Origin of the sequence: Streptomyces sp. ITFR-16, assembly GCF_031844705.1 — a bacterium.
GTDB lineage: Bacteria > Actinomycetota > Actinomycetes > Streptomycetales > Streptomycetaceae > Streptomyces.
This window is the reverse complement of sequence record NZ_CP134609.1, coordinates 7,003,341-7,021,513: the sequence shown is the minus strand read 5'-3', so window position 1 is coordinate 7,021,513 and position 18,173 is coordinate 7,003,341. Positions and strand designations below refer to the sequence as shown.

15 protein-coding genes are annotated in these 18,173 nt (G+C 71.7%); 10 read left to right on the top strand and 5 right to left on the bottom strand.

All coding sequences use genetic code 11. The annotated features are described in order from the left end of the window. Nucleotides 1-91 precede the first annotated feature (91 nt). A complete protein-coding gene (locus RLT58_RS31285; protein ID WP_311313707.1) occupies nt 92-748 on the top strand; it encodes a TetR/AcrR family transcriptional regulator in 657 nt (218 codons plus the stop codon). Between the two features lie 19 nt (nt 749-767). Here the strand turns inward: RLT58_RS31285 and def are convergent, their stop codons facing one another. Then, the gene (def, locus tag RLT58_RS31280) at nt 768-1,313 is read right to left on the bottom strand and encodes a peptide deformylase (RefSeq protein WP_311313706.1); all 546 of its coding nucleotides are present in this window, start codon (nt 1,311-1,313) and stop codon (nt 768-770) included. Between the two features lie 115 nt (nt 1,314-1,428). On the opposite strand from def, the gene RLT58_RS31275 reads away from it, so the two are divergent. From RLT58_RS31275 to RLT58_RS31235, 9 genes are all read left to right on the top strand, one after another. Next, nucleotides 1,429-2,667: a Mur ligase family protein gene (locus RLT58_RS31275; RefSeq protein WP_311313705.1), complete on the top strand. Its 1,239-nt coding sequence runs from the start codon at nt 1,429-1,431 to the stop codon at nt 2,665-2,667. Nucleotides 2,668-2,701: 34 nt separating this feature from the next. After that, nucleotides 2,702-3,430 (top strand): type 1 glutamine amidotransferase, encoded by a 729-nt coding sequence (locus RLT58_RS31270; RefSeq protein WP_311313704.1) that lies wholly within the window; start codon nt 2,702-2,704, stop codon nt 3,428-3,430. 167 nt (nt 3,431-3,597) lie between these two features. After that, on the top strand, nt 3,598-4,623 hold the full coding sequence (locus tag RLT58_RS31265; RefSeq protein ID WP_311313703.1) for a 6-phosphofructokinase: 1,026 nt from the start codon (nt 3,598-3,600) through the stop codon (nt 4,621-4,623). 118 nt (nt 4,624-4,741) lie between these two features. Further along, nucleotides 4,742-5,692, top strand: coding sequence for a cytochrome c oxidase assembly protein (locus tag RLT58_RS31260; protein ID WP_311313702.1), 951 nt, complete (start codon nt 4,742-4,744; stop codon nt 5,690-5,692). A gap of 63 nt (nt 5,693-5,755) precedes the next feature. Then, a complete protein-coding gene (locus RLT58_RS31255) occupies nt 5,756-5,914 on the top strand; it encodes a hypothetical protein (protein ID WP_266776007.1) in 159 nt (52 codons plus the stop codon). 645 nt (nt 5,915-6,559) lie between these two features. Continuing rightward, nucleotides 6,560-8,098: a glycoside hydrolase family 10 protein gene (locus RLT58_RS31250; RefSeq protein ID WP_311313701.1), complete on the top strand. Its 1,539-nt coding sequence runs from the start codon at nt 6,560-6,562 to the stop codon at nt 8,096-8,098. Between the two features lie 139 nt (nt 8,099-8,237). Beyond that, the gene (locus RLT58_RS31245) at nt 8,238-10,994 is read left to right on the top strand and encodes a glycoside hydrolase family 48 protein (protein ID WP_311314711.1); all 2,757 of its coding nucleotides are present in this window, start codon (nt 8,238-8,240) and stop codon (nt 10,992-10,994) included. 214 nt (nt 10,995-11,208) lie between these two features. Continuing rightward, nucleotides 11,209-13,323 (top strand): glycoside hydrolase family 6 protein, encoded by a 2,115-nt coding sequence (locus RLT58_RS31240; RefSeq protein WP_311313700.1) that lies wholly within the window; start codon nt 11,209-11,211, stop codon nt 13,321-13,323. A 181-nt stretch (nt 13,324-13,504) separates the two neighbouring features. Continuing rightward, complete coding sequence (locus RLT58_RS31235) at nt 13,505-14,200, top strand: lysophospholipid acyltransferase family protein (RefSeq protein ID WP_311313699.1); 696 nt, start codon at nt 13,505-13,507, stop codon at nt 14,198-14,200. 30 nt (nt 14,201-14,230) lie between these two features. Here RLT58_RS31235 and RLT58_RS31230 read toward each other — a convergent pair whose 3' ends face one another. The 4 genes from RLT58_RS31230 to RLT58_RS31215 all read right to left on the bottom strand — a co-directional run bounded on the left by RLT58_RS31230 (nt 14,231) and on the right by RLT58_RS31215 (nt 18,122). Beyond that, nucleotides 14,231-15,754: an alpha/beta hydrolase gene (locus RLT58_RS31230; RefSeq protein ID WP_311314710.1), complete on the bottom strand. Its 1,524-nt coding sequence runs from the start codon at nt 15,752-15,754 to the stop codon at nt 14,231-14,233. A 209-nt stretch (nt 15,755-15,963) separates the two neighbouring features. Then, nucleotides 15,964-16,737 carry an urease accessory protein UreD gene (locus tag RLT58_RS31225; RefSeq protein WP_311313698.1) on the bottom strand — a complete coding sequence of 258 codons (774 nt, stop codon included), beginning with the start codon at nt 16,735-16,737 and terminating at the stop codon, nt 15,964-15,966. Further along, the gene (gene ureG / locus RLT58_RS31220; protein WP_311313697.1) at nt 16,734-17,411 is read right to left on the bottom strand and encodes an urease accessory protein UreG; all 678 of its coding nucleotides are present in this window, start codon (nt 17,409-17,411) and stop codon (nt 16,734-16,736) included. The genes RLT58_RS31225 and ureG overlap by 4 nt, the downstream gene beginning before the upstream one ends. Before the next feature lie 48 nt (nt 17,412-17,459). Continuing rightward, nucleotides 17,460-18,122 carry an urease accessory protein UreF gene (locus RLT58_RS31215; RefSeq protein ID WP_311313696.1) on the bottom strand — a complete coding sequence of 221 codons (663 nt, stop codon included), beginning with the start codon at nt 18,120-18,122 and terminating at the stop codon, nt 17,460-17,462. Nucleotides 18,123-18,173 lie beyond the last annotated feature (51 nt).

The following is an 18,173-nucleotide window of genomic DNA, read 5'->3' as shown; positions in this document are numbered from 1 at the left end:
ACCGAGCGGACGCCGATCCGCGGGCCCCGGAGCAGGGTGTTACGTTGCGCAGGCAGGACGGACATGCACGGTCAGGGGTGGGAGAGACGACATGGAGACCACACGACAGGCCGAGCGACAGCGGACCGCGGCCGAGCGCCGCCGCCGCGAGCTGCTCGAGGCCGCCGACCGCGTGGTGCTCAGGGACGGCCCGGGTGCCTCGATGAACGCCATCGCGGCGGAGGCCGGCATCACCAAGCCCATCCTCTACCGGCACTTCGGCGACAAGGGCGGCCTGTACCGCGCCCTCGCCAAGCGGCACACCGACGCCCTGCTCAGCGCCCTGCGCGCCGCGCTCGACGCCCCCGCCGACCGGCGCGCCCGGGTCGAGGCGACCCTCGACACCTACCTCGCCGCGATCGAGGCCCGCCCGCAGGTCTACCGCTTCCTGATGCATCCCTCCGACGACGCCGACACCGCGCCCTCCCCCGAGCAGGGCTTCGACGTGGGCCGGCACTCCGCCCCGCTGCTGCGCCGCCTCGGCGAGGAGCTCGCCATGGTCATCGCCGAGCGGGTGGACCTCGGCCCGGACAGCCAGGAGATGGCCCGGATCTGGGGCCACGGGATCGTCGGCATGATGCACGCGGCCGGTGACTGGTGGCTGGGCGAGCGGCCCTGCTCCCGCGAACAGCTGGTCCGCAGCCTGGCCGATCTGCTCTGGGGCCGGCTGGCCGCGGCGGGCGACCTGGCCGGGGGCCCCGGGTTCTGACCACCCGGGCGGCGCCGGGTCAGCCGGTGCGCCCCCAGGGTGCCCGGCGGGCCGCCCGCAGCACCCGCGCCCGGCGCAGCCCGCTCAGCCGGTCGGGGTAGACCCGGCCGTCGAGGTGGTCGCACTCGTGCTGGAGGCAGCGCGCGAAGAAACCGGTCCCGCTGATCCGCACCGGCTCCCCCGCCACCGTCACGCCCTCGACGACGGCGTGGTCGAAGCGCGGTGTGCCGGCTTCGAGCCCCGGCAGCGAGAGACAGCCCTCGGGTCCGCGCACGGTGAGACCGTCCGCCTCGACCAGGGTGGGGTTGACCACATGCCCGAGATGGCGGACGTCCTCGTCGTCCGGGCAGTCGTAGACGAACACCCTTGACGGCACACCGATCTGGTTGGCGGCGAGCCCGACACCCTCGGCCGCGTACATCGTGGCGAACAGGTCCTCCACCAGCCGGCCGAGCGCGGGACCGAAGTCCGTGACCGGTTCGCAGGCGCCGTGCAGCACCGGGTCGCCGAGCAGACTCATGGTGCGGACGAGGCCGGAACTGCCGGGGATCGGGCGGTTTCGCATGGCCGCCATCGTACGTTCACACGGGAACTCCACGGCCCGGGCGGTGCCGCCGTGCCTCCGCCGCGCCGGACATCGATAGGCTGGGCGCGGACCGATGCAAGGAGGATCTAGGACGATGGCAGGCAACACGGAGCCGTTGTCGCCGCGGGCCAAGCTGGCCGTGACGGCGGGCAAGGCCGCTGCGGCGGTGTCGCGGGCGGCCGGGCGGGGCAGCGGATCGGTGATCGGCGGCCGGGTGGCGCTCAAGCTCGACCCCGACCTGCTCGGGCGGCTGGCGCAGCACCTGGACGTGATCCTCGTGTCGGCGACGAACGGCAAGACGACCACCACGCGGCTGATCGCCGAGGCACTGCGGGCCGCCGGTCCGGTCGTGTCGAACGCGCTGGGCGCCAACATGCCGGCGGGCATCACCTCGGCGCTGGCCGGCGGCTCGGACGCGCAGTACGGCGTGATCGAGGTCGACGAGAAGTACCTCGCGGGGGTCGCCCGGGACACCACACCCAAGGTGATCGCCCTGCTCAACCTCTCGCGCGACCAGCTTGACCGGGCCGCCGAGACCCGGATGCTGGCCGAGAAGTGGCGTGAGGGCCTGTCCGGCTCGAAGGCCGTGATCGTCGCCAACGCCGACGACCCGCTGATCGTCTGGGCGGCCTCCTCCTCCCCCAACGTGGTGTGGGTCGCGGCCGGCCAGGCGTGGAAGGACGACGCCTGGTCCTGCCCGTCCTGCGGCGGTGTGATGCAGCGCCCCGGCGACGACTGGTTCTGCGGCGAGTGCGGCTTCCGCCGTCCGGCGCCCAGCTGGGTCCTGCACGGTGACTACGTGCTCGACCCGCACGGTTCGGCGTGGCCGATCCACCTCCAGCTGCCCGGCCGCGCCAACAAGGCCAACGCGACCAGCTCGGCCGCCGTGGCCGCCGTGTTCGGCGTGCCGCCGCAGGTCGCCCTGGAGCGGATGTACCAGGTGCAGGCCGTCGCCGGCCGCTACGACGTGGTGACCTTCCTCGGCCGTGAGCTGCGGCTCCTGCTGGCGAAGAACCCGGCGGGCTGGCTGGAGACCTTCTCCCTGATCGACCCGCCGCCCACCCCGGTGATCCTCTCCGTCAACGCGCGCGGCGCGGACGGCACGGACACCTCCTGGCTGTGGGACGTGGACTACACCCAGCTCGCGGGCCACCCGATCTTCGTGCTCGGCGACCGCAAGCTGGACCTCGCGGTCCGCCTCGAAGTGGCCGGACTCGACTTCCGGGTCTGCGAGAACCTCGACGAGGCCGTGCAGCAGGCACCGCCCGGCCGCATCGAGGTCATCGCCAACTACACCGCCTTCCAGGATCTGCGCCGTCGTGTCGGCAACTGACCCCGGCCCCGGCCCCCTCCGGAGAGGACGAAGCATGAGCAACAACAGCCTGCGGCTGGTGTGGGTCTACCCGGACCTGCTGAGCACCTACGGCGACCAGGGCAACGCCCTCGTGGTGGAGCGCCGGGCACGACAGCGCGGTCTGGACGTGGCGCGCGTCGACGTGCGCAGCGACCAGCCCGTGCCCACGTCCGGCGACATCTATCTGATCGGCGGCGGTGAGGACCGGCCGCAGCGGCTCGCCGCGGAACGCCTGCGCCGCGACGGCGGTCTGAGCCGGGCCGCGTCCAACGGCGCGATCATCTTCTCGGTCTGCGCCGGCTACCAGATCCTCGGCCACGAGTTCATCAACGACCTCGGCGAGCGCGAGCAGGGTCTCGGCCTCCTCGACGTGATCTCCACCCGCGGCGAGGGCGCGCGGTGCGTCGGCGACGTCCTCGCGGACATCGACCCGAACCTCGGGCTGCCGCCGCTCACCGGGTTCGAGAACCACCAGGGCGTCACCCATCTCGGACAGACGGCCCGCCCGTTCGCCCGGGTCCGGTTCGGCCGGGGCAACGGCACGGGCGACGGCACCGAAGGCGCGTACAACGACACCGTGTTCGGCACGTACATGCACGGGCCCGTGATGGCGCGGAACCCGATGATCGCGGACCTGCTGCTGAAGCTGGCCCTCGATGTGAACGCCCTGCCGCCGACGGACGACCGCTGGTACGAGGCGCTGCGCGCGGAGCGCATCGCTGCGGCCACACAGCCCGTCTGACCAGGCATTTCACCCATGGTCCGATGAGGGGGAAGCAGCTCAGTTGAGCGGCGTCCAGCAGGCGGACGCCCGGTTCGGTCCCGCCACCCTGCGCCGGTAGGGTGGCGGGGATCCAACCGGACGACGTGGTCCGGTCGTCGGCCCACGTTGCAAAGGTTTCCCGGGCAATGCGAATTGGTGTGCTCACCTCCGGCGGCGACTGCCCCGGCCTCAATGCCGTCATCCGTTCCGTCGTCCACCGCGCTGTGGTCGACCACGGCGACGAGGTCATCGGCTTCCACGACGGGTGGCGGGGCCTCCTCGAGTGCGACTACCGCAAGCTCGACCTCGACGCGGTCGGTGGCATCCTCGCCCGCGGCGGCACCATTCTCGGCTCCTCCCGGGTCCAGCCCGCGCATCTGCGCGGCGGCGTCGAGACGGCCCGGGGCCACGTCAACGACCTCGGCCTGGACGCGATCATCCCGATCGGCGGCGAGGGCACCCTCAAGGCGGCGAACCTGCTGTCCGAGGCGGGCCTCCCGATCGTCGGCGTACCGAAGACGATCGACAACGACATCGCCTCCACGGATGTGACCTTCGGTTTCGACACCGCCGTGGGTGTGGCCACCGAGGCGCTCGACCGGCTGAAGACCACCGCCGAGTCGCACCAGCGCGTCATGATCGTCGAGGTCATGGGCCGTCACACCGGCTGGATCGCCCTGCACTCGGGCATGGCGGCCGGCGCGCACGCCATCGTCGTCCCGGAGCGCCCCTTCGACATCGACGAGCTGACGGAGCTGGTGGGCCGCCGCTTCTCGGCCGGCAAGAAGTTCGCGATCGTCGTGGTCGCCGAGGGTGCCAAGCCGCGCGAGGGCTCCATGGAGTTCGAGTCGGGCGTCAAGGACATCTACGGGCACGAGCGCTTCGCGGGCGTGGCCACCCAGCTCTCCATCGAGCTGGAGCAGCGCCTGGGCAAGGAGGCCCGTCCGGTGATCCTCGGCCATGTGCAGCGCGGCGGCACGCCGACCGCGTACGACCGCGTCCTCGCGACCCGCTTCGGCTGGCACGCGGTGGAGGCGGCGCACCGAGGTGAGTTCGGCATGATGACCGCGCTGCGCGGCACCGACATCACGATGGTGCCCCTGGCGGGCGCCGTGGAGACCCTGAAGACGGTCCCGGCCGCGCGGTACTCCGAGGCCGAGTGCGTGCTCTGAGCGACACCAGGAGCTGATCCCGCCCCCGGCCGCAACGGCGTCCGGGGGCGGTTCTACTCTGGTCGGGACAACCGGCACGAAACGGGGACGTCCCGGCGCCCCCTTCAGGAGTGAACAGATGGATCACAGCGGGCACGGCATGAACATGGATCTGCCGCCGTTCACGCTGGGACGCGGACTCCAGTTCTCCGCGGACCCGTTCTTCCTGACCGGCTGCGTCCTGGCCGTGGTGCTCTACGGGTACGCGGTGCTGCGGCTGCGCAGACGTGGGGACGCGTGGCCCGTGGGCCGGACGGTGCTCTTCACCGTCGGGGTGCTGACCATCGCGCTGGTGATGTGCACCCGGCTCAACGACTACGGCATGGTCATGTTCAGCGTGCACATGGTGCAGCACATGGTGATCAGCATGCTGTCGCCGATCCTGCTCCTGCTGGGCGCGCCCGTGACGCTCGCACTGCGTGCGCTTCCGGTCGCGCGGCGTGGCACTAAGGGGCCGCGCGAGCTGCTTCTGATGCTGCTGCACAGCCGGTACATGAAGGTCGTCACGCATCCCGCCTTCACCATTCCGCTCTTCATCGCCAGCCTGTACGCCCTGTACTTCACCCCGCTCTTCGACTACCTGATGGGCTCGACGACCGGGCATCTCGCGATGATGGTGCACTTCCTGGCGGTCGGCCTGTTCTTCTTCTGGCCGATCATGGGGATCGACCCGGGACCGCACCGGCCGGGCTATGTGATGCGGATGCTGGAGCTGTTCGCCGGGATGCCGTTCCACGCCTTCTTCGGGATCGCGCTCATGATGGCGTCGCAGCCCATGGTGGAGGTCTACAAGAACCCCCCGGCCTCCCTGGGCATCGACGCCCTGTCCGACCAGAACGCGGCGGGCGGCATCGCCTGGGCGTTCAGCGAGATCCCGTCGGTGCTGGTCCTGGTGGCCCTGGTCTTCCAGTGGTACCGCTCGGAACAGCGCACGGCGAAGCGCTCGGACCGCGCGGCGGACCGCGACGGCGACCAGGAGCTGCAGGCGTACAACGCCTATCTCGCCTCATTGCAGGCGCGCGGGCAGTAGCGGTGGACACGCCTTCCGGGTGACGATGGCCTCTACGGCCGCGCGGCCGATGAGGAGGCGCGCATGTCCGGATCGACGAAGACCATGGGTGTGCTCACCGTGGGCGCCCTGGTGGCGGTCACCGCCTACACGGTGGCCCTCGGGAGCAACGGCTGGCTCTGGTTCGGCTGGGTGGTGCTGGGGTTGATCACCATAGGGATGGTCGCCACCCGCGAGACCTGAGCCGGAAGGCCGGTGCGCCTCCCGCTCCGGGCGGGTGCGGAGGCGCCTTTTCCCGTGCCCGGACGCCGTCCCCGGCATACACCTTCGCGTACGTGCACACGGGCCGCCCGAGGCCGCCCGGTCCACGTCCGCCCCTTCCTCAGCGCCCGTTCCGGCCGTCACCCTGTGTCGGAATTCCGGGCCGTGCGGAGGTGCCGAAGGTCCGGGGCGACGGCGCGCGGCCCGTCCCTCTGCCCTGCCTCTTCGACTCGTTCGACAGGGCCCCCGGGTTGCGCGTGGTGTGTACACCGAGTCCGCCGCGCGTCACCGAGCGCAGTCGGCCGAGGCCTTCTCCGGGCGACCCGCCGAGGGGCCGGCGCAGGGCCGTTCCCGCGCGACTGCGAACACCCCGCGAACTCCTCAACAGGGCTGTGCGGGGCGCCCGTTCGAGGTGTGGCGGAGTTAACGCGGTCTTAAGGCAGTTGTGATTTAACTCTTGACAGGTGCCTGTCGCCACGCCACTTTGGGAGCGCTCCCACAACCAAGACTTGCACGCTCCACTCCCCCTCCCTTCTCCCCCGACACCGGGTGGCGGCAAGGGCGTTACGGGCCGCAGCCGCGCTCCCCGTGACGCTCCGCACTGCCCGGCAGAGGAAGGCGTTTGTCATGAACTTGGTGAAGCTCTGTAGACAGAGCCGTGCCCCGGGCCTTCCGGCTCTCCTGGCCGGGGCCCTCGCTCTCGCCACCACTCTGGCGGGCGGGCCGGCCGCGGCGGCCCCGCAGGACACCCTGCACGAGCTCGCGGCTGCCCAGGGCCGTTACTTCGGCTCCGCCACGGACAACCCCGAACTGTCCGACGCCGCCTACACGGCGAGGCTCGGATCCGAATTCGGGCAGCTCACCCCCGGCAACTCCATGAAGTGGGACACCACCGAGCCGGCCCGGGGCCGGTTCGACTTCGCCAAGGGCGATGTGATCACCGACTTCGCCCGGCAGCACGGCCAGACCGTGCGCGGCCACACCCTGGTCTGGCACAGCCAGCTCCCCGGCTGGGTGGGCTCGCTGCCGCCGGCCCAGGTGGAGACGGCCATGACCGACCACATCACCGCCGAGGCCACCCACTACCGGGGCGCGGTCACCGCCTGGGACGTGGTGAACGAGCCGTTCAACGAGGACGGCACCTTCCGCACGAGCCCCTTCTACACCGCCCTGGGCAGCGACTACATCGCCTCCGCCCTGCGGGCCGCGCACGCCGCCGACCCGGACGCCAGGCTGTATCTCAACGACTACAACATCGAGGGTCTCGGCGCGAAGAGCGACGCGATGTACGCCCTCGTGCGCGACCTGCTCGACGAGGGTGTACCGCTCGACGGGGTCGGGATGCAGGCGCATCTCGCCGTCCAGTACGGCTTCCCGTACGAGATGCGGGCGAACATGCAGCGCTTCGCCGACCTCGGGCTCGACGTGGCCGTCACCGAACTCGACGTCCGCATGCAGCTGCCCGCCGACGCCGCCAAGCTCGCCACCCAGTCCTCGTACTACCGGCAGGTCACCGAAGCCTGCCTGGCGGTCGAGCGCTGCGTCGGCATCACGGTCTGGGACTACACCGACAAGTACTCCTGGGTGCCGAGCACCTTCCCGGGCGAGGGCGCGGCCAATCTGTACGACGACGGCCTGCTGCCGAAGCCGGCCTACACCGCCGTGCGCACCGCGCTCGGCGACGAGGACGACGGCGGCGAGAACGGCGGGGACCCCGGCGCGCTCAAGGTGCGGTACCGCAGCGGCGACTCCTCGCCCGGCGACAACCAGATCAAGCCGGGCCTCCAACTCGTGAACACCGGGACCACGCCGGTCAGCCTCCCGGACGTGACGGTCCGCTACTGGTTCACCGGCGACAACGGGGCTTCCACATACGGCACTTGGTGCGACTGGTCACCGCTGGGCTGCGCCACGGTCACCCACCGGGTCGCCGCACTGGGCTCCCCGGCAGCCGGCGCCGACCACTACCTCGAAGTGGGCTTCGGCAGCGGCAGCCTGGCGCCGGGTGCCTCCACCGGAGAGATCCAGCTGCGGCTGAGCAAGACGGACTGGTCGGACTTCGACGAGTCGGACGACTACAGCCACACCACGGGCACCTCGTACGCGGACGCGCCGAAGATCGGCGTCTACGTCGGCGGCGAACCGGTCTGGGGCATCGAGCCCTGACCCCTGCTCCACCGCTCCGCCGATCCCGCCGCACCCCTCCCCACCCCGTCCCCGCCTCCTCCCTCCCCCGACGACACCCGCCAATGGAGGATTTGTGTCTCTTTCTCGTAGAACGTTCAGCAGTGCCCTGGGCGGCAGCATGCTCGCCCTGGGGCTTGCGCAGGGCACCGCCGTCGCCGAGCCGGCCGCGCCGACGGCCGGTGACGGCTCCCGGACCGCTGCGGCCGACGACCCTTACACCGCTGCCTTCCTCACCCAGTACGGCAAGATCAAGGCGGCGGCCAACGGCTACTTCAGCCCGGACGGCCTGCCCTACCACTCGGTCGAGACCCTGATGGTCGAGGCACCCGACCACGGCCACCAGACCACATCGGAGGCCGTCAGCTTCTGGATGTGGCTGGAGGCGGCCTACGGGAGGGTGACCGGGGACTGGGCTCCCTTCAACGCGGCCTGGACCGTGGCGGAGAAGACCATCATCCCGCAGCACGCCGACCAGCCGACCAGTGACGCCTACAACCCCTCGTCCCCCGCGACCTACGCCCCCGAGCACCCGCTGCCCAGCGGATACCCGTCCGCCCTGGACGGCTCGGTCGCGGTCGGCACGGACCCGCTGGCCACCGAACTCGCCGCGTCCTACGGGACGATGGACATCTACGGCATGCACTGGCTGATGGACCTGGACAACACCTACGGCTACGGCAACAAGCCGGGCACCGGCGGTGAGTCGGGGCCCGGCGCCGGGGCCTCCTTCATCAACACCTACCAGCGCGGTGCGCAGGAGTCGGTCTGGGAGACCGTTCCGCAGCCGACCACCGACCTCTTCGCGTACGGCGGCCCCAACGGCTACCTCGATCTGTTCGTCGGCGACGCGAGCTACGCCAAGCAGTGGAAGTACACCAACGCGCCGGACGCCGACGCCCGCGCGGTGCAGGCCGCCTACTGGGCGTACCGCTGGGCCTCCGAGCAGGGCAAGGAGAGCCAGGTCGCGGCCTCGGTGGCGAAGGCCGCCAAGATGGGTGACTACCTGCGCTACGCCATGTTCGACAAGTACTTCAAGCGGGTCGGCGACTGCACCGACCCGTCCTCCTGCCCGGCCGCCTCGGGCCGGGACTCCCAGCACTACCTGCTGTCGTGGTACTACGCCTGGGGCGGTGCGGCGGCCGGCAGCGGTGGCGGCTGGGCGTGGCGCATCGGGGACGGGGCCTCGCACCAGGGCTACCAGAACCCGCTCTCGGCCTGGGCCCTGTCCAACGTACCGGCGCTCACACCCAAGTCGGCGACGGCCAGGTCCGACTGGTCCAGGAGCCTGACCCGGCAACTGGAGTTCCTGACCTGGCTGCAGTCCAGCGAGGGCGCCTTCGCCGGCGGCTGCACCAACAGCTGGGAGGGCAGTTACAGCAAGCCGCCCGCCGGGACGCCGACGTTCTACGGGATGGCCTACGACTGGCAGCCGGTGTACCACGACCCGGCGAGCAACAACTGGTTCGGCTTCCAGGCGTGGGGCATGGAGCGCGTCGCCGCGTACTACTACGTCACCGGCAACGCGACGGCCGAGGCGGTGCTCGCCAAGTGGGTGGCCTGGGCGTCCGGCGAGACGACGGTGGGCGCCGACGGCACCTTCCGCTTCCCCTCCACACTCAACTGGACCGGGCAGCCCGACACCTGGGACCCGGCGTCCCCCGGGTCCAACGCCGGTCTGCACGTCTCGGTGGTGGACTACGCCAACGACGTCGGTGTGGGCGCCGCGTACGTCAAGACGCTCACCTACTACGCGGCGAAGTCGGGTGACGAGGACGCGGCGGCGCTGGCCAAGGCGCTGCTGGACGCGATGGCGCTCAACACCACGGACAAGGGCATCTCGGTGCCGGAGACCCGCAAGGACTACAACCGGTTCGACGACGAGGTGTACATCCCGTCCGGCTGGTCGGGCACCATGCCCAACGGGGACCCGGTCGAGCCGGGTTCGACGTTCATCGGCATCCGCAGCTGGTACCGGGACGACCCGGACTGGCCCAGGGTGCAGGCCTACCTCGACGGCGGGGACGCCCCCGTCTTCACCTACCACCGCTTCTGGGCGCAGGCGGCGCTCGCGCTGGCCTTCGCGATCTACGCGGAGCTGCTGGTGGAGGGCGGCGGCGAGCCGGGCGGCGACACCGAGGCGCCGACCGTGCCGGGCGGTCTCACCGTGACCGGGACGACCGCCGACAGTGTGTCGCTCTCCTGGTCGGCCGCCACCGACAACGTCGCGGTGACCGGGTACGACGTGTACCGCAACGGGGTGCTGGCGGGCAACGCGGCCACCCGGACGTTCACCGACACGGGGCTCTCCGCGGCCACCGAGTACCGCTACGCGGTCGCGGCCAGGGACGCCGGCGGCAACACCTCCGCGCTGTCGGCGGCGGTCACCGCCACCACGAGGACCGGCGGCGGCACGGGCACCGGCGCGGTGAAGGTGCAGTACAAGAACACCGACTCCTCCACCACCGACAACCAGATCCGGCTTGGTCTGCAGGTGCTGAACACGGGGAGCGCGCCGGTCGACCTGTCGACGGTGAAGGTGCGGTACTGGTTCACCGCCGACGGCGGGCCGAGCACCTTCGGTACGTACTGCGACTACGCGGCGCTCGGTTCGTCCACCATCACCCACGCGGTGGCCGCCGTGCCGAGCCCGAAGGCGGGCGCCGACCGCTGTCTGGAGGTCGGGTTCGCCGGGGGTGCGGGCACGCTGGCCGCCGGGGCGTCGACGGGTGAGATCCAGCTGCGGATCAACAAGAGCGACTGGTCGAACTTCGACGAGAGCGACGACTACAGCCGCGCCGCCAACACCGCGTACGCCGATGCCTCCAAGATCGGCGCCTATGTGGCCGGCGCCCTCGCCTGGGGGGTCGAGCCGTGACCGGCCTGCGCCTCTCGGACCCGGCCGGGAACGCGGACGCCTCGAAGGCCGGGGTGCGCCTCGAGGGCACCGCCCCCTGACCGTCCCCTCCCACCCCACGCACCCCCGGTGGCGGGTCGACCACTCACCCCGCTGAGCCCGCCACCGGGCACCACCCCCATGAACCCGTCTGCGGGGAGTTTCCGCAGGCGTACGAGAGGAGCACGGAGCCGCAATGAGCAGCAGAGGCACCATCATGCACGGGCTACGCCGAAGGCTGGCCGCAGTCTCCGCCCTGGCCATGGGCGCGGCCCTGGCGGTGGCCATCCCGACCACCGCGTCGGCGGCGGCCCGGGTCGACAACCCCTATGTGGGCGCCACGGCCTACGTGAACCCCGACTGGTCCGCCAAGGCGGCGGCCGAACCGGGCGGCAGCGCCATCGCCGACGAGCCCGGATTCGTCTGGATGGACCGCATCGCGGCCATCGGGGGGACACCCGGCGCGATGAGCCTGCGCGAGCACCTGGACACCGCGCTGGACCAGGGCGCGAACCTGTTCCAGGTCGTCATCTACGACCTGCCGGGCCGCGACTGTGCCGCGCTGGCGTCCAACGGTGAGCTCGGTCCCACCGAACTCGACCGCTACAAGGACGAGTACATCGACCCGATCTCCGAGATCCTCGCCGATCCGGCCTACGCGAACCTGCGCATCGTCACCATCATCGAGCCGGACTCGCTGCCCAACCTGGTCACCAACGCGGGCGGTTCGGCGGGGTCCACCGAGGCCTGCGCGACGATGAAGGCGAACGGCAACTACGAGAAGGGCGTCGGCTACGCCCTGCACACCCTCGGCGCCATTCCCAACGTGTACAACTACGTGGACGCGGCCCACCACGGCTGGCTGGGCTGGGACACCAACTTCACCCCGGCGGCCCAGGAGTTCAAGAAGGCCGCGACGTCCGAGGGCGCCACGGTCGCCGATGTCACGGGCTTCATCGTGAACACGGCCAACTACTCGGCCCTCAAGGAACCGAACGTCAAGATCACGGACTCGGTGAACGGCACCACGGTCCGTCAGTCCAAGTGGATCGACTGGAACTACTACGTCGACGAGCTGTCGTTCGCCCAGGCGCTGCGCACCGAGCTGGTGAGCCAGGGCTTCGCCTCGGACATCGGCATGCTGATCGACACCGCCCGCAACGGCTGGGGCGGCAGCGACCGGCCCGCCGGTCCGGGGCCGACGACCGGCGTGGACGCCTTTGTCGACGGCGGCCGGGTCGACCGGCGCATCCACGCGGGCAACTGGTGCAACCAGGCGGGCGCCGGCATCGGCGAGCGTCCCACCACCGCCCCCGAGCCCGGGATCGACGCCTACGTGTGGGCCAAGCCCCCGGGGGAGTCGGACGGCAACAGCGCCCCCGTCGACAACGACGAGGGCAAGGGCTTCGACCGGATGTGCGACCCCACGTACACCGGTAACGGACGCAACGGCAACAACCTGACGGGCGCCCTGCCGAACTCCCCGCTCGCGGGCCACTGGTTCTCCGCGCAGTTCCAGGAGCTGGTGCGCAACGCCTATCCGCCGCTCGACGGCACCCCCGGCGGCAGTGACGACACCCAGGCGCCGACCGCGCCGACCGGCGTGACCGCGACGGCGAAGACCGGCACCAGCGTCTCGCTTTCCTGGACGGCGTCGACCGACGACACCGGCGTGACCGGCTACAACGTGTACCGCGACGGGGTCCAGGTGGGCTCCTCGACCACGACCTCGTACACGGACACGGGTCTGTCGGCCTCGACCGCCTACAGCTACACGGTCAAGGCGAAGGACGCGGCCGGCAATGTGTCCGCGGCCTCCTCCGCACTCTCCGCGACCACCTCCGCAGGCGGCGGCACCGGCACCGGTGCGGTGAAGGTGCAGTACAAGAACACCGACTCCTCCGCCACCGACAACCAGATCCGGATGGGCCTCCAGCTGGTCAACACCGGCAGTACCGCGGTGGACCTGTCCACGGTGAAGGTGCGCTACTGGTTCACCCCCGAGTCGGGTGCGTCCACGTTCGGCACCGCCTGCGACTACGCGGTCGTCGGCTGCGGAACGCTGACGCACAGTGTGAAGACGGCCGGTTCGGCGGCCGGTGCCAGCCACTACCTGGAGGTCGGCTTCGGCAGCGGCACCCTGGCGGCCGGCGCCTCCACCGGTGAGATCCAGCTCCGGCTGAACAAGAGCGACTGGTCCAACTTCGACGAGTCGGACGACTACAGCCGCTCGGCCACCACGAGCTACGCCGACGCGCCGAAGATCGGTGTGTACGTCACCGGCGCGCTCGCCTGGGGCACCGCTCCCTGATCACTCGTTCCCGAGCGCCCGTCACCCCGTGCGGACCCGCCCCCTGCCGGACAGACCGGCAGGGGGCGGTGTCATGCGCAGGGGTATCGGCCGTCTGTGCGGGAAACTGACAGGTGTCATGGCCGGACCAGGCCGAGCGCCACCCTCGTGGCGGCGGTCCGGCAGACCGGGAAGAGGTGCCGTGTTCTATTACCTGCTCAAGTACGTGGTCCTGGGACCGCTGCTGCGGTTGTTCTTCCGTCCCGTCATCGAGGGGGCGGACCACATTCCGCAGGAGGGGGCGGCGATCGTCGCCGGCAACCATCTGTCGTTCTCCGACCACTTCCTGATGCCCGCGATCATCAAGCGGCGCATCACCTTCCTCGCCAAGGCGGAGTACTTCACGGGCCCGGGGGTGAAGGGGCGGCTGACCGCCGCGTTCTTCCGCAGCGCCGGGCAGATCCCGGTGGACCGGTCGGGCAAGGACGCGGGGCAGGCGGCGATCCGTGAGGGGCTCGGGGTGCTGGACCGTGGCGAGCTGCTGGGCATCTACCCGGAGGGGACCCGCTCGCACGACGGCCGCCTCTACAAGGGCAAGGTCGGCGTCGCGGTCATGGCCATCCGGGCGCAGGTGCCGGTGGTGCCGTGCGCCATGGTCGGCACCTTCGAGATCCAGCCGCCCGGCAAGGTCGTGCCGCGCATCAAGCAGGTGACCATCCGCTTCGGCGAACCGCTGGACTTCTCCCGCTATGCCGGGCTGGAGAACGAGAAGGCGGCGATCCGGGCGGTGACCGACGAGATCATGTACGCGATCCTCGGTCTCTCCGGTCAGGAGTACGTCGACGAGTACGCGGCCAAGGTGAAGGCGGCCGGACAGGAGCGGGCGGGCGGCCGGTGAGCTGCCGGCCGCCCGCCCGTCATCCGCGGGCTACGGCTTCGGTGTGGCGTGCGGGGCGCACGTCACATCGCGCCGGTCGGTCCGCCCGGTGAGCAGGTAGCTGTCCACCCGGTCGTTGACGCAGGGGTTGACCAGACCGGTGACGCCGTGCGACCCGGCGCCCGCCTCGGTGATGAGGCGCGAGCCCCTGAACCGCTTGTGCAGCTCGACGGCGCCCTCGTACGGGGTGGCGGCGTCGCGTGTGGACTGCACGATCAGCACCGGGGGCAGGCCCCTGCCCGTCCGGACGTCCAGCGGGGTCCGCTGCTTGGCCGGCCAGGTCGCACAGGGCAGGTTCATCCAGGCGTTGGCCCAGGTCATGAACGGGTTGTCCCGGTGCAGCCGGGTGTTGTCCCGGTCCCAGGTCCGCCAGTCCCCGGGCCACTTGGCGTCGGTGCACTCGACGGCGGTGTACACCGCGTTGCCGTTCTCCGAGGCGGCGTTGCCCGCGGTGTCGCTCAGGTCGGGCGCGGCGGCGTCGACGAGCGCCTGGGTGTCACCGGCGCGGTAGTCGCTCCAGGTGTGGGCGATGGGTGCCCAGGCGGAGTCGTAGTACGGCGCGCTCTGGAAGAAGCCGATGAGCTCGGCGGGGCCGACGAGGCCGCCGATCGGGTGCTTCTTGGCAGCCGCGCGCAGCTTCAGCCACTCCTGCTCGACCTTCTGCGGGGTGTCCCCGATGTGGAAGGCGGCGTCGTTGGCGGCGACCCAGGCCTTCCAGTCGTCCCAGCGCTTCTGGAAGGCGATGTCCTGGTTGAGGTTGGCCCGGTACCAGATGTTGTCCTGGGCCGGGTTGACGACGCTGTCGACGACCATGCGGCGGACATGGGTGGGGAAGAGCGTGCCGTAGACCGCGCCCAGGTAGGTGCCGTAGGAGACGCCGAGGTAGTTGAGCTTCTTCTCCCCCAGCGCGGCCCGGATGACGTCCAGGTCGCGGGCGGTGTTCGGCGTGGTCATGTGCGGCAGCATGTCCCCGCTGCGCTCCGCGCAGCCGTCCGCGTACTCGGCGGCGAGCTTGCGCTGGGCGCGCTTGTCGGCCTCGGAGCCGGGCACCGGGTCGGCCTTGGGCGCCTTGACGAACTCCTGCGGGTCGATGCAGGAGATGGGTGCCGAGTGGCCGACGCCCCGGGGGTCGAAGCCGACGAAGTCGTAGGCCTTCGCCGTGTTCACCCACAGCGGGCTCTTGGTGGCGATGCGCTTGGGGAACGCCATGCCGGAGGCGCCGGGGCCGCCCGGGTTGTAGATGAGCGCGCCCTGGTGCTCGCTCGCGGTTCCGGTGCTCACGTGCCGGTCGACGGCGAGCCGGATCTGCTTGCCGCGGGGCTTGGCGTAGTCGAGCGGGACGGTGACCCAGCCGCACTGGATCGGCTTGGCGATGGCCCAGTCGGCCGGACAGTCCGTCCAGTCGATGCCGGTCCTGGCCGCGCGGGCCGCGGCCAGCTGGACGCCGCGGGCCTCGGAGCCGCCGCGGTGGTGGCCGTCGGCCGTGGCGGCCGGTGCGGATATCGCGCCCGCCATGAGCGTGCCCGCGATCAGAGCGCCGGCCGAGCCGAGCGCTGCTGTGCGTCTCAAGTGGAACCTCCCCCATAGTGAAGCGCCTTCGGGTGCGGCGCGTTTCGGTAGGAACGTCCCGCGGATCCTGTCGTCTGTGGGGTACCTGACAACAGGGCACACCCGTACTTCTTTACCGAATCGATAACCGGATGCGGTGGTCCGCTCAGCGGTGTTCAGCCGCTTGCCGCGTCCCCCAGTTCGTCCCTCGCCCGGTCCAGCACCGCGCGCAGCTCCCGCGCGTCGGCCGCCACGGCCGTCACCAGGACGGCGGGTCCGACGAGTGCGGTGAGTGCCGCGGTCGGCCCCAGCAACCGGCTCTCCGGGCACTTGTCCTCGAAGGCCGGGTCCACGACGAGCAGTTGACCGACGGCGCGGCAGCCGCCGAGGACGGCCGGGCCGTCCCAGCCGCCGGGTGCCCCGGGGCCGTACGCCATCTGCTGATCGAGAAGGGGGCGACCGGCGCGGCGGACGGTGAGCCGGCTGCTCAGTGTGCCGGTGGTCTCGCCGTGGCGCCCGAGGATCTGCTCCTCGCGCAGCACCAGCCGTGCGGTGGGGGCGAGTTCGGCGGTGGTCCGCATGACCAGATCGCTGCCGTGTGCCGAGATCAGCTGCTCCGGCAGCCAGTTGAGTCCGGCGCCCTCGCCCGCCTCCAGCAGGACGTCGTAGTGCGCGGGCCCCGCGCAGGTGCCGGGACCCGGCAGGGCGACGGTGGCGGCGGCCGCGTCGACGGTGAGACGGGTGCCCTCCCCCGCCCGCACCCGCAGGGCGAGCCGGTCCCCGCCGAGCGGCGCGCTCATCGCGCCGACGACGGTGACCCGGGCGGCCCCGGGGGCGTGCGTCCGCGTCCGGCGCAGGGCGAGGGGCCCGTCGCTCTCCAGGACGGGGAGCGTGGTCGTGCCCGCGCTGTCACGTACGGCGGCGATACGGGCGGTGGCGCGGACGCTCACGCGGTCCAGGAGGCGAGCTGCCCCCGTACCCAGTCGGCGACGGGTCCGACGCCCTCGCCGGAGGTGAGCGAGGTCAGGGCGACGGGCCGCTCCCCGCGCTGCTGTGCGGCGTCGCGGGCCATCCGGTCCAGGTCGGAGCCCACGTAGGGGGCGAGGTCGGTCTTGTTGATGACGAGCAGGTCGGACGTGGTGACCCCGGGTCCGCCCTTGCGCGGGATGTCGTCGCCGCCCGCCACGTCGATGATGAAGATCTGGGCGTCGACGAGCCCCTTGGAGAAGGTGGCCGTGAGGTTGTCGCCCCCGGACTCGACGAGGATCAGGTCGAGCGGCCCTACGGTGTCCTCCAGTTCCTCGACGGCTTCGAGGTTGGCGGAGATGTCGTCGCGGATGGCGGTGTGCGGGCAGGCCCCGGTCTCGACGGCCTGGATCCGTTCGGGCGGCAGCACGGCGTTGCGCAGCAGGAACTCCGCGTCCTCGCGGGTGTAGATGTCGTTGGTGACGACCGCGAGCGAGAGCTGGTCGCGCAGGGTGCGGCAGAGGGCTGCGACGGTGGCGGTCTTCCCGGAGCCGACGGGACCGCCGAGCCCGATGCGCAGGGCCCGCCGGGTGCCGTCGGGGCGCGCGGCGTCGGCGCCGACGGCGGCCGGGCCCGAGTGGGAGTGGTCGAGGTGCATGGTGGGTGCTCCTGTACTGGTGCGGGGTGCGCCGGGGCCGGGGGCCGGCTAGGAGGCGAACAGCCGGACCGGGCGGGCGGCGTGGGCCTCGGCGCCGATGTCGAGCAAGGGGGCCGAGAACGCCGGCAGATCCTCGATGCCGCCGCGTGCGGCGGCGGCCGCCTGCTCGGCGACCCGGTCGAGGTCGGGGGCGAGCCGGGCGAGGACGGCGGTGGCCTCGAACGGGTTGAGGGAGAGCAGCCGGACCACCGCGGTGGCCGGTCCGCCCACCGATTCGTACGCGGCGCAGTACGCGGCGTCCTCGGGTCCGAGCCCGGCGGCCCGCGCGGTCAGGCCGAGCACGACGGGCTGGTGGGCGCCGCGCGGCCGGGCCCGCGCGAGCGCTTCGAGTTCCTCGCCCGGCCAGGTGGCGCGGGCGGCCCGCATCAGCTGCCGGCCGAGCTTGCGGGCGACGGCCCGCAGCGCGGGTGAGGGGGTACGGGCGTCGGCGGCGTCGTCCAGGGCCAGCGGGTCGTGCCCGTGGGCGGCCGCGGCGGCGAGCGCCGCCGCGGTGAGCCCGGCGGTGTGGAGACGGCCCCGGCAGAAGTCGGCGAGGTCGTCCGCGGTGCGGATGCGGCCCGCCTCGACGGCCGGTTCGGCGCCTCCGGAGTGGGCGTGGCCCCCGGCGGGGAACCGGCCGTCGGCGAGGACGAGCAGGGCTGCGCGGCTCATCGGCTGCCCCGTACCGGACACGGGACCGTCCATCGAGTCAACGAGGTCATA